Annotated in this window: 12 protein-coding genes and 1 pseudogene; 6 read left to right on the forward strand and 7 right to left on the reverse strand. The window is 36.1% G+C overall.

The genetic code is table 11. The features are described 5' to 3' along the window. Nucleotides 1-209 precede the first annotated feature (209 nt). On the forward strand, nucleotides 210-1,940 hold the full coding sequence (locus N4G44_RS12420) for a cellulase family glycosylhydrolase (RefSeq protein ID WP_474927329.1): 1,731 nt from the start codon (nucleotides 210-212) through the stop codon (nucleotides 1,938-1,940). A 62-nt stretch (nucleotides 1,941-2,002) separates the two neighbouring features. Here N4G44_RS12420 and N4G44_RS12425 read toward each other — a convergent pair whose 3' ends face one another. Next, entirely contained in the window at nucleotides 2,003-2,329 is a 327-nt protein-coding gene (locus N4G44_RS12425) for a winged helix-turn-helix transcriptional regulator (protein ID WP_474927331.1), read from the reverse strand. A gap of 110 nt (nucleotides 2,330-2,439) precedes the next feature. Between N4G44_RS12425 and N4G44_RS12430 the strand changes: the two genes are divergently transcribed. From N4G44_RS12430 to N4G44_RS12445, 4 genes and pseudogenes are all read left to right on the forward strand, one after another. Then, entirely contained in the window at nucleotides 2,440-3,039 is a 600-nt protein-coding gene (locus N4G44_RS12430; RefSeq protein ID WP_474927332.1) for an isochorismatase family protein, read from the forward strand. An 84-nt stretch (nucleotides 3,040-3,123) separates the two neighbouring features. Continuing rightward, nucleotides 3,124-4,001: pseudogene (gene bla-A / locus N4G44_RS12435) on the forward strand (CGA/CIA family class A beta-lactamase). 122 nt (nucleotides 4,002-4,123) lie between these two features. After that, the gene (locus N4G44_RS12440; protein WP_474928337.1) at nucleotides 4,124-5,014 is read left to right on the forward strand and encodes a 3-hydroxybutyryl-CoA dehydrogenase; all 891 of its coding nucleotides are present in this window, start codon (nucleotides 4,124-4,126) and stop codon (nucleotides 5,012-5,014) included. Nucleotides 5,015-5,066: 52 nt separating this feature from the next. Next, nucleotides 5,067-5,306, forward strand: coding sequence for a hypothetical protein (locus N4G44_RS12445; RefSeq protein WP_007845674.1), 240 nt, complete (start codon nucleotides 5,067-5,069; stop codon nucleotides 5,304-5,306). A 49-nt stretch (nucleotides 5,307-5,355) separates the two neighbouring features. Here the strand turns inward: N4G44_RS12445 and N4G44_RS12450 are convergent, their stop codons facing one another. From N4G44_RS12450 to dnaN, 3 genes are all read right to left on the reverse strand, one after another. Beyond that, complete coding sequence (locus tag N4G44_RS12450) at nucleotides 5,356-5,766, reverse strand: META domain-containing protein (RefSeq protein ID WP_260544071.1); 411 nt, start codon at nucleotides 5,764-5,766, stop codon at nucleotides 5,356-5,358. Nucleotides 5,767-6,294: 528 nt separating this feature from the next. Then, nucleotides 6,295-8,697, reverse strand: a complete 2,403-nt coding sequence (gene pheT, locus N4G44_RS12455) for a phenylalanine--tRNA ligase subunit beta (protein ID WP_474927335.1) — start codon at nucleotides 8,695-8,697, stop codon at nucleotides 6,295-6,297. Between the two features lie 299 nt (nucleotides 8,698-8,996). Then, nucleotides 8,997-10,127, reverse strand: a complete 1,131-nt coding sequence (dnaN, locus tag N4G44_RS12460; RefSeq protein ID WP_474927336.1) for a DNA polymerase III subunit beta — start codon at nucleotides 10,125-10,127, stop codon at nucleotides 8,997-8,999. A 255-nt stretch (nucleotides 10,128-10,382) separates the two neighbouring features. Between dnaN and N4G44_RS12465 the strand changes: the two genes are divergently transcribed. Beyond that, nucleotides 10,383-10,739 carry a diacylglycerol kinase family protein gene (locus N4G44_RS12465; protein ID WP_474927337.1) on the forward strand — a complete coding sequence of 119 codons (357 nt, stop codon included), beginning with the start codon at nucleotides 10,383-10,385 and terminating at the stop codon, nucleotides 10,737-10,739. Nucleotides 10,740-10,769: 30 nt separating this feature from the next. On the opposite strand, the gene N4G44_RS12470 is transcribed toward N4G44_RS12465, so the two are convergent. The 3 genes from N4G44_RS12470 to N4G44_RS12480 all read right to left on the reverse strand — a co-directional run bounded on the left by N4G44_RS12470 (nucleotide 10,770) and on the right by N4G44_RS12480 (nucleotide 11,979). Beyond that, the gene (locus tag N4G44_RS12470) at nucleotides 10,770-10,952 is read right to left on the reverse strand and encodes a bacteriocin-like protein (RefSeq protein WP_474927338.1); all 183 of its coding nucleotides are present in this window, start codon (nucleotides 10,950-10,952) and stop codon (nucleotides 10,770-10,772) included. Between the two features lie 68 nt (nucleotides 10,953-11,020). Beyond that, nucleotides 11,021-11,353, reverse strand: a complete 333-nt coding sequence (locus N4G44_RS12475; RefSeq protein ID WP_474927340.1) for a gamma-glutamylcyclotransferase family protein — start codon at nucleotides 11,351-11,353, stop codon at nucleotides 11,021-11,023. Continuing rightward, complete coding sequence (locus N4G44_RS12480; protein WP_474927341.1) at nucleotides 11,353-11,979, reverse strand: SGNH/GDSL hydrolase family protein; 627 nt, start codon at nucleotides 11,977-11,979, stop codon at nucleotides 11,353-11,355. Before N4G44_RS12480 ends, N4G44_RS12475 begins: the two co-directional genes overlap by 1 nt. Between the last annotated feature and the right edge of the window lie 57 nt (nucleotides 11,980-12,036).

Genomic DNA, 12,036 nt, shown 5'->3' on the forward strand with positions numbered 1-12,036 from the left:
CATATGACAGTCTGTTTTTATTTTGGTCTATGCAGATTTTTCTCTTTTAACATTTCAATATAAAGAACGGCAGCATTTTGCTTATATTTTACGAATAATTAATTTTCATTATACGATTTTAATGTTTTCTGGATTTTTTAAATATATTTGTCTTTCTTAATATCATAATTCTTTAATTCTTTCCAATAAAACTAAATAAATAACTTCTTATGAAAAAAGCCATCCTGTTATCCGCATTTTTATTGTCTCAATTTGGGACATCACAATTATTGAAAACCGACGGTCAGAAAATCGTTAATGATAAAGGTGAAAATATCCAGCTGAGAGGCTTAGGTCTCGGAGGATGGATGCTTCAGGAAGGATATATGCTGAAAACGGCAGATTTTGCTGGTCCTCAGTATAAAATTAAAGAAAAAATAAGTGAACTGGTCGGTGAAGACGGAATGAAAGAATTCTATAAAGCCTACCTTAAAAACGGTATTACCAAAGAGGATATAGACTTTCTTGCAAAATCCGGTTTTAATTCCGTAAGACTTCCGATGCATTACAATCTGTATACCCTGCCTATTGAAAAAGAACCTGTAAAAGGGGAAAATACATGGCTGGAAGAAGGTTTTAAAATGACGGATGATCTTCTGAAATGGTGTGCGGCAAACAAAATGTACCTGATCCTGGATCTTCATGCAGCACCTGGCGGACAAGGAAATGACGTTAATATTTCAGATAATGATAAATCCAAACCATCACTGTGGGAAAGCGTTGAAAATCAGAAAAAGACCATTGCCTTATGGAAAAAGCTTGCGGAGCGATATAAAGATGAACCGTGGATCGGCGGCTATGACCTGATCAATGAACCTAATATCAACTTCACCGGAAAAAACCCAAATGGTACCGACGAAATGTCGAATGCTCCGCTATGGAAACTACAGAAAGATATTACCGCCGCGATCCGTGAATCCGATAAAAAGCATATCATCTTTATTGAAGGTAACGGATGGGGCAATAACTATAACGGGTTGATCCCGCTCTGGGACAGCAATATGGCATTCAGCTTTCATAAGTACTGGAATTATAACAATGATGAAACCATCCAGTCTATTCTCGACCTCAGAAAGAAGCACAATATCCCCATCTGGCTCGGGGAAACCGGAGAAAACTCGAACGTATGGTTTACAGAACTTATCCAGCTTCTTGATAAACATAACATTGGCTATGCATTCTGGCCGATGAAAAAAATAGATAATATTGCAGGAATCACCAATGTAAAGATTACTCCTGAATACGAAAAGCTTCTCAGCTATTGGAAAAACGGAGGGGAAAAGCCTTCCAGAGATTTCGCAGCAAAAGCATTGATGCAGATTGCAGAAAACTACAAATTCAACAATGTTGAAATTAAGAACGATGTCATTGATGCCATGTTCAGACAGGTGACAGATAATTCTACAAAACCATTCAGAAAACATCTGGCTCCGGGAAGGGTATTTGCTTCAGACTATGATTTGGGAAGAATGGGTTCAGCTTATGTGGACAAGGATTTTGTTAACCTGTGGGTAAGTGATCCTGCGAAAAGATCCGAATGGAATTCCGGACAGCAGATGAGAAATGATGGTGTGGACATTTACTTGTGCCACGATAAAATCACCAATAAATATTATGTAGGAAAAACGGAAGCAGGCGAATGGCTTCAGTATACTATTGAAGCAAAGGAAGACAAGAATTATACATTTGATATACGATATGCAGCTGTTAATGATTCCAGAATAAGAATTGAAACAGCCTCCGGAAAGGTTCTAGCAAATGCATCGTTACCGTCCAGCGGTGGAAATGAGAACTGGAAAACTTTTTCTGTAAAAAATATCAGTCTTAGAAAAGGAGAGACTAGCATCAGAGTATTCTTTGAAAATAATGGTGTTAATCTGAATTATTTTGATATAAAATAATAATTATGTTTAAATCAAAAAACTCCTTTTTTAATCAATAAAAAGGAGTTTTTTGATTTACTTTATACTCTCAATAATTTTTTTCTGTGGTTCATTCCCCACATCTGAATATGACGTAGAACAGGTTCCAAAGTTTCCCCATATTCCGTAAGTTCATATTCAACAGTTACAGGAACAGTGGCAATTGCTGTTCTTGAAACAAGGCCATTACATTCCAAACTTTTAAGTTCAGAGCTTAGCATTTTGGGAGTAATCTTACCAATGTCTTCCAACAAATCCTTAAATCTCTTTTTTCCTCCACAAAGACTGTAAAGAATAGGAAACTTCCATTTCCCTCCTATAATTTCCAAAGCATCCATCACAGGCTGGATTTGTATTTTATTTTTCATAAGTGCTTTATTCATCAATAACTATATAAAAGTAAACTAATATACAAAAAGTAAACTTATTTCAAAAGTAAACTTTTCTATGCAATTTTGTTTCACAAATATTTAAAATTATGAATAACAAAAGATTTTCCACAGAAGACAGTGCTATTTTACTCATTGACCACCAGGTAGGAACGATTAAATTAGCACGGAATATTGATCATGAAGAAATTATAAAAAACACGCGCGCTTTGGCACGTACAGCAGTAGAAACAAAAATGCCGCTTATATTAACTTCCAGCCAGGAAGACCATTTCCAGGGACTTCTTCTTGATGATCTGCAAAAAATAGCTCCTGAAGATTATCTGAAAAGAATAAAAAGACCCGGAGTTGTAGATGCATGGCTGTATCAACCTTTCAAAGATGCTGTAGAAAAAACCGGCAAGAAGCGTCTTATTATGGCAGGTCTTACTAATGATGTGTGTATAGTTTATCCTGCAATGAGTGCTTTAGAAGATGGTTACGAAATACAGGTAGTAGTAGATGCCGGTGGCTCACCCACAACTCTTGCAGATGAGACCTCATTAAGAAGAATGGAAAAAGCAGGTGTAATTCTTACAAGCACAAATCAGGTAATGGCTGAACTTGCTATGGATTGGGCTTCAGAAAAAGGAAGCAGAATTCAGGGTATTATGTATGAAGAGATTCTTAAAAAATACATCGAATCATAGAATTTCAATAGCACTACAACAAAATTATCTTAAATTGCAGCTCTCTTTTAGACTTTAAAAGGGAGTTTTTTAATTTGATACATTATGAAAAAAATAGGAATTTTCTTTCTTCTGATCTCTTCACTGGCAGTAGCTCAGAAATCGGCCTTGGAGCAAAAAATAAGTTCTATTACACAAGGTAAAAAAGCTACCGTAGGAGTTTCTGTTCTGGGTTTTGAAAATAATTTCAAGTTCAGTAAAAACGGGGATAAGCCGCTTCCTACTTTAAGTGTTTTCAAATTTCATATTGCCTGTGCTGTGCTGGATCTTGTAGATCAAAAAAACTTTCACTGGATCAGAAACTGTTTTTCAAGAAAGAGGATATGCTGGAAAATACATGGTCTCCAATACGCGAGAAATATCCTGAAGCCAATGTTTCCCTTTCTTTGGGCGAAGTATTGGATTATACGGTTGCATTAAGTGACAATAATGGATGCGATATGCTCCTCAGACTGATCGGAGGAACAGAAACCGTTCAGAAATTTATGGATTCCAAAGGGGTAAAAGGTTTCCAGATCAAACACAACGAGGATGATATGCATAAAAACTGGAAAACGCAGTACGAAAATTACAGCACTGCCAATTCTGCCGTACAGGTTTTGAAAAAGTTCTACGACGGAAAATTGCTTTCTAAAAAATCTACCGATTATCTGATGCAGATTATGTTAGGAACTAAAACAGGGACGAATAAAATTGTCGAGCAGTTACCAAAAAATACTCCTGTAGCGCATAAAACCGGTTCTTCCGGAAAGTATGATAATGGACTTACTGTGGCAGAAAATGATATGGGAATCATCACTCTTCCTGATGGAAAACATTACGCAATTGCTGTATTCGTCAACAATTCTACTGAAACAGATGAAGTTAACTGTAAAATGGTTTCCGATATTTCCAAGGCAGTCTGGGATGATTTTAATAAGTAAAATATTAAGCTTATTTTTAAAGCAGAAAAATTGCTAATATTTGGTTTCACTACTATTAATGAAAACAAGGAGCAATCAGGCATTGAAAATTTAACTATCTATAAATAATAAAAGAAAAAATGATCAAAAACATTGTAGTTATTGGAGCTGGAACCATGGGAAATGGTATTGCGCATACTTTTGCACAAAGCGGATTCAAAGTAAATCTGGTAGATGTATCTCAGGATGCGCTGGACAGAGGATTGAAAACAATTACAACTAACCTTGACAGAATAATTGCAAAGGGAAACCTTACAGAAGAACAAAAAGCTGAGACTTTAGGAAACATCACCACGTTTACAGAGCTTAAAAACGCTGCAGGAAACGCAGACCTTATCGTTGAAGCTGCTACGGAAAATCAGGATTTAAAAGTGAAAATCTTCGGACAGATGGACGAACTGGCACCTGCCAGCTGTATTCTCGCTACAAACACCTCCTCTATTTCTATCACAAAAATTGCTGCCGCTACCAAAAGACCTGATAAAGTAATCGGAATGCATTTCATGAATCCGGTTCCTATTATGAAGCTGGTAGAGATCATCAAAGGATATTCTACTTCTAAAGAAACTTTCGATGCCATCTATGAGATGAGCAAAACATTGGGTAAAGTTCCTGTGGAGGTGAATGACTATCCGGGTTTCGTAGCCAACAGAATCCTTATGCCCATGATCAATGAGTCTATTGAAACACTTTACAACGGTGTGGCCGGTGTAGAAGAGATCGACACGGTAATGAAGCTTGGAATGGCACATCCGATGGGTCCTCTTCAATTGGCAGATTTTATCGGACTGGATATTTGTCTTGCTATCCTGAACGTGATGTATGACGGTTTCAAAAACCCTAAGTATGCTCCGAATCCACTTCTTGTCAACATGGTAATGGCCGGAAAACTGGGCGTAAAGTCCGGTGAAGGTTTCTATGATTATTCGGAAAGCAAAAAAGCTGAAAAAGTTTCAAAAATGTTTTTGAAATAATTTTAAGTCAATAATTTTATTTATCTTTGATTAAAGTTAAAATATTAAAAAAATGAAATTACCAAAGTTTTTATTAGCAGACAATTCGGAATTTCCTGAAGATTTATTCGTAGTTCATACAGAATATCCAAGATTTATCTTAAATGTAGAGGAAGAAGAAGTTGAATGGCTGGATGATTTGGAAGGTGACGATGAGGAAACTATGGCAGACGAGGCTACAAAAGTGGTAGAAGCTGCATTTAAATGGTGCGATGAAGAGTTGGCTAAGTACGACGAAGAAGAGGAAGAATAATAACTACCTAAACATATAAAAAGGAACTCAATTGAGTTCCTTTTTTATGTTATTCAGCTTTATTGAATTTCAACAGTAGCAGATTGTCTTTGTAAAGTTCCAGCGTCGTTCCGGAAACAACATATTTATTAGCTTTTCCTACCATATCCATAAAATTCTGCTCAACGCTCATATTATTGCACATCATTTTTGTAGAACCCATTTGTCCGGCAGAAAAATCACCTGTAGAAGGGTCTATTTTAGCTGTTCCGAAATAGTTGTTGCATCCTCCGTTTCCATTGATCTTTTCACCTTCGATGTTAAGGGTCGGAACTTTTCCTTTTACATTATCTGCCAAAGTCCATTTTGTATTGGCCAGTGAAGGCTGGGCCTTTCCTACTTTAGAGGCAGAAGCACTCGTCATTGTGCCACACGACGCCAGAATAGCAGCCGCACCTATACTTAAAAAAAGATTTTTCATTTTTTTCTTTTTGATTTACTCAAATTTAAGGAAATTATATTATTTAAACGGCTTGTGGAAGATTTTATTACTTTTTTAAGAATACTAATTACTGAACTTTTTATTAATCATAAGTATTAAGGTTATTTTTATTTTTTGGTTAAAGCCGGAGATTTGGGATCATTTGAAGGCCGGTAAAAGTTTGCTCTTATTGAATTTTACTTGAAAATATTTTTATTTTCCCACAGATTACACAAATTACACAGATTTTTTTATGCTGAAAATTCTGTAATAAAGATTACTTTATCATCTACTTAATCTATGTAATTTGCGAGAGACAAAAGAATTTAGAAATCTCGTAGATATTTAGATGTTTCTTTAAAATATTTTTATTTTCTCGCAGATTACACAGATTACGCAGATTTTTTTATGCTGCAAGTTTTAGGATATTGATCATCATTATTATTATATTAAATCTTGAAGATCTGAGAAGTAAAAATAAAAAAACGGACTTTTTCAAGTCCGTTTTTTTATAAGTCTTATCTTTTATTAAGATCTTAATTCTGCGTTATATTCTTTCTGGAATGCTTTGATCAGAGAATCCATTACTTCAGAAATTTCCTTTTCTTCCAGGGTTTTTTCCTCATTCAACAGTTCAAAGCTCATCGCATAGGATTTCTTACCTTCCGGAAGATTTTTTCCTTCATATACATCGAACAGGTTGATATTCTTGATGAAAGGAGATTTATTCTTTTTCGCCGTCTGATAAAGATCCTGATAATTGATATTCTTATCAATTAATAAGGCAAGGTCTCTTCTGATTTTATTGAACTTAGGAATATCCTTAAACGTAAGCACTTTTTCAGAACGTAGCTGCTGAGCCAATTCCAGCTCGATTTCAGCATAGAAACACTCCTGATCAATGTCAAAATCTTTCAATAAAACCGGCGCTACTTTTCCGATTCTCACTAAGATTTTACCGTCTGCCTCATAAGCTAATGCATCAGAGAATCTTTCATCTGTTAAAGCAACCTCTTTATAATCCACTCCAAGTTTTTCCAGCAAAACTTTCACGTAAGCTTTCAGGTTATAGAAGCTTACTGCAGATTTAGGCTGCAGCCAGTTTTCGGCAACATCTCTTCCTGTAACAAGAATGGCAAGCTGTTTTCTCTCTTCGTATTTTTCTTTTTTATGGTAAATTTTTCCGAATTCGAAGAATTTGATATCCTGGTTTTTTCGGTTGATATTGTACACTGCATTCTGAAGAAGACCTTCCAATAAAGATTTTCTCATGAAGGCAAGATCTCCGCTCAATGGATTGAGTAATTTTACAGCATCAGTTTCATCCTTTACGAAAGTAAGTGAGTTGTTCATCGCTTCATTGAAACCAAGGCTCTGCAGGGTTCTCGCCCAGTTATTTTCAAGCTCATCCTGATCGTTAGCGCTCAGTTTTACCGGTGTAAAAGATATTTTCTGCGGAGCATCGATCTTATTGTAACCGTAAATTCTCAGGATTTCTTCAATAACATCAATTTCTCTTGTTACATCTGCCCTGTAAGCCGGTACAGATATTTCAAGTCCGTTCTGAATTTCATTTAAAACCTGAATTTCAAGAGATTTTAAGATTTCCTTTACTTTTTCTCTGTGAATTTTTGTTCCCAGGATCTGTTCGATTCTTGAAAACCTAATGATTACGTAATTGTCCTCAATTTTCTTTGGATATTCTTCCAGCAGATCTCCTACCAATTTTCCACCTGCAATCTCCTGAATCATTTTGATGGCATGGGTAATGGCTGTTCTGGTCATATTAGGATCTACTCCTCTTTCGAATCTGAAAGAAGCATCGGTGTTCAGCCCATGAAATTTGGCCCCTTTTCTTACCGCTACCGGATTGAAATAGGCACTTTCCAGGAATATATTTTTTGTTTCATCAGAAACTCCTGAATGAACACCACCGAAAACCCCCGCAATACACATCGGGTTATCTTTTCCGTCTTTAATGATCACTTCAGAACCGTTTAAAGTTCTTTCCACACCATCCAGAGTGGTAAATTTAGTCCCTTCTTTTACGGTTCCTACCTTCACTTTACTACCGGTAATCTTGTCTGCATCAAATGCATGAAGAGGCTGTCCGTATCCGTGAAGAATATAATTGGTAATATCTACAATATTGTTGATTGGGTTCAGGCCGATTGCTTTCAATCTTGCCTTTAACCATGCCGGAGATTCAGCTACTTTCACGTCTTCAATAACAGCTCCGATGTATCTTGGGCAAAGTTCTGCATTTTCCACTTCCAGCGTGAAATTGTGTGAACCTTCACCGTTTACCGTTTCAGAAGATACTTTTTCAAACGTTGATTTCTGCTGGTTGGTCGAAAGGAAAGCATGAAGATCTCTGGCAACGCCGTAATGGGACATGGCATCCGTTCTGTTGGGAGTTAAGCCGATTTCGATCACTTCATCGTTGGTCAATTCAAAATAATCTGCAAAATTCTTTCCTACCTCATATTTGGTTTCATCCAAAACCATAATTCCACCGTGATCTTCGCTAAGGCCAAGCTCATCTTCTGCACAGATCATTCCCTGAGAAACCTCGCCTCTGATCTTTGCTTCCTTGATCTCGAAAAGATTTCCGGTTTTATCATAAATTTTAGTCCCAACAACAGCTACAGGAACAGTCTGTCCGGCTTCAACATTGGGAGCCCCGCAAACTATATTTAATATTTTACCATTCCCTACATCAACTGTTGTCTTCTTTAATTTGTCTGCATTCGGATGCTTTTCGCAGGTCAATACTTTTCCTACTACAATACCTTCCAGGCTGCCTCTTACACTTTCAAATTTTTCTATCCCCTCTACTTCAAGACCTATATCTGTAAGGAATTCTCCGATCCTTTCCGTTTTCAGTTCCGTTTTGATAAAGTCTTTCAGCCAGTTGTTTGATATTTTCATTTGCTATATTTTGAAAAAATTATTGAATTTCCGTATCGGTTTTCCTGTACGGTTTTTTCCCGTACAAATGTCGTGTTTTTTTAAGAAATAGAGAAATTTAGGGAGGACTTTAAAACAAATAGTTTCTGATCCGTTTCCGATCTATTTTGATGTATTTTTTATACGAAACTTACAAACCTATTGCATTATTTTCAGATTTTTTAAAGAATGATCAAAATAAATTTCAAAAATTCCTGATATCATATAAAAATAAAAAGAGACCGAAAATTCAGTCTCTTATCGTTTATGTATTTTAAATATTACAATCCGATTACCGGCATTGACAACATTAAGATATTTTCACTTTCTTCAAGACCATCAAGAGGTTCAATGATTCCCGGTCTGTTAGGTTGAGACATCTTCATGGTGATATCATCAGAACCCAGAATAGTAAGCATTTCCGTTAAGAACTTAGAACTGAAACCGATATTAATGTCTTCTCCGTTATAGTCACAAGGGATCTGCATATCTGCTTTGTTTGCATATTCCGTATCTTCTGCATGAAGGTGAAGAATGTTTGCAGACAGTTTAAATCTCACCTGATTGGTAGATTTGTTAGACATGATCGATGCTCTCTTGATTGCTCCTAAAAGAAGATTTCTGTTAATCGTCAGTACATTTGGATTTTCTTTCGGAATTACGGCTGTATAGTTCGGGTATTTCCCGTCTATCAGTCTACAGATCCAGATATGTTTTCCAAAAGTAAATTTGGCCATATTCTCATTGAAATCAATAGTAACATCTTCATTGGAACTTGCCAGAATATTTTTGAAAATATTCAAAGGTTTTTTAGGCATAATGAATTCCATTGGTTCGGCATTCATCAGGTCTGTTCTTTTATATACAACCAGTCTGTGGGAATCTGTAGAAACAAAATTGGTCTCATTTTCTCCGAACTGAAACAATACTCCTGTCATTACCGGACGAAGAGAATCGTTACTGGTCGCAAAAAGAGTATTCGTCAGTGCTTCAGATAAAACTCCGGCAGGCATTGTTACGCTTTGAGATGCATCAAATTCCGGCAGCTCAGGGTAATCATCGGCATTATCCAATGCTACAGCGAAATTGTCTTTTTCATCTAAAATTTCAAGCTGGCTTCCGGTTCCTTCTGCGTGATCCTTTACTACAAAGGTTAAAGGCTGTTCACCATACGTCTTGATAAAATCCTGAAAAATTTTAGCAGGAACGGCAAATTTACCCGAATCATCAGACTTTACCTCCAGAGAAGTAACAAGAGTAGTCTCGCCATCAGATGCTGTAATGGTAACGTTATTTCCGTCTAATTCAAAAAGATAGTTTTCTAAAATCGGTCTCGACTGAGAACTTGATATTACGCCACTTACAGTTTGCAATGCTTTCTGCAGTTCACCACTTGAAATAATAAATTTCATAGATTTAAAAATAAGTTTCTACAAATATAATAAATAGAAACTATAATGAAAAAAATAATCTTAAGGAGTTTTGAACAAATATCGTTAAGCTGTTTTCAGGCTTGGTTTAATGTCAGAATTTCCTTCCAATGATAAACTCCTGAATAAAAACCTATCCCTAGTTTTTCATTTCCGGGTGAATATAATATACAAAAAACTGTTCCCAAGTATCAGGATTCAACAAAATACAAATCTTATCTTTGCTAAAAATAAGCTATGCAAAAACCGCCTATCCACAAAAGTTTCTTTAATGCTTTCCGCGGTATTTTGCTGATGCTGAAAACGGAGAGGAATTTTCAGATCGAGGTCGCAGCTTTTTTTATCAACCTTATCCTCATTTTCTATTTTAAACTTTCAACAACTGACACTGTACTTGTTCTTCTGGCTTCAGCAGGTGTTTTAAGTGCTGAAATTTTTAATACTGCAATCGAAAAGATATGTGATATCATCCAGCCTGATTTTGACAAAAGAATCGGCTTTATTAAGGATATTTCCGCTGGAGCTGTTCTGCTCATGACCATAGCTTCAATTGTTACGGGAATAATTGTTTACTGGAAGTATATTTTTCAATAAAAAAGCACTCCCGAAGGAATGCTTATGTTTTTAAGAACAGTATTTATCCCAGGACTCTGAGGTCATACAGCCATCAAATTTTGCACAGTAAGAAATATACGGTGGATTGCTGCAATATCCGTTTTCGTCTGTCGGATAAATGATCAAGGACGGGCCTATTCCACCTTTTACGTTTTTCAGTTCCTGTCTTTTTAGTTTTTTTAGATTTTTCATAATGTTTCTTGAATTTGTAAGTATAAAACTAACAAATAAAATCAATATTTCACGACATTAAGATAAATTCACTTTCCAACATAAATAAACCCTGTTTTCCCTGACTTGAAAACCGTTTCTATTCTTTTATAATCATCCACTTCGTATTCATCGGCCTGCAGAATTTCCTGTTCTGTAACTTCAAAAAGAATCCCTTCTACCTTATCTTTGGTATTTCCCGAAAATTCTAAAATAGGATGATACTGCTGATTGCTTTTGCGTAAAACTTCGGGATCTGTGATCTCTACCCTGCCCAATTTATACCCAGTAAGAATATCTTTTTCACCTTTCAGAATCCTGCCGAATGTCTCAATCTGAACCTCTTCTTTCTGCAAGGTTCCGTAGGAAAACAGATAAGCCATTATAAATATTTTTCTATGATGGGTATTGCCGTTTCAGCCATTATGCCATAGCCTTTTTCGTTGGGATGTACTCCATCTTCGGAAAGCAGGATTTCTTTATCTTCCAAAACAGCCTTATAAAAATCAACATAATGCAGCGAGTGTTCAGAAGCAATGTCTTTGAGAATCTGATTATAAATAAGGATTTCATCGTGGGTTCTCAACTTTCCTGCTGCGCTTTCTATCCCATCTACTTTTTGAGAAACAGGAAGAATGTTGACGAGATAAATATCATGGGCATATTGTTTTGCATGACGAACTGCCTCATAGATATTATTCCTGAACTGATCGGGATTTACCATATGAACTCCGTTTTTTATAGCAAGATCATTAGCGCCGTAACCAATAAAAACAATATTTCCTTCCGCTGAATTTCTGGCAGCCAGTTCATGAGGCATTCTTTTCAACAGACCGTCTGTAGTTTCGCCGCCGATCCCAAGGTTGAAAAGGATCAGTTCATTTTTCCCTTCATGAAACTGCTGTAAAGCATATCTTTTAAGAATATCTACCCATCCTCCGAATACTCCGTCATATTCCCCATATGTAATGCTGTCTCCGAAGAACAGCCCGTAAATCATTTTTTTCATATTTAATTAGATGTCAGATATTGGATGCTAGTTGTTGTAGATTTATTATTTATTTGT

This window comes from Chryseobacterium sp. GTID13 (genome assembly GCF_056172655.1).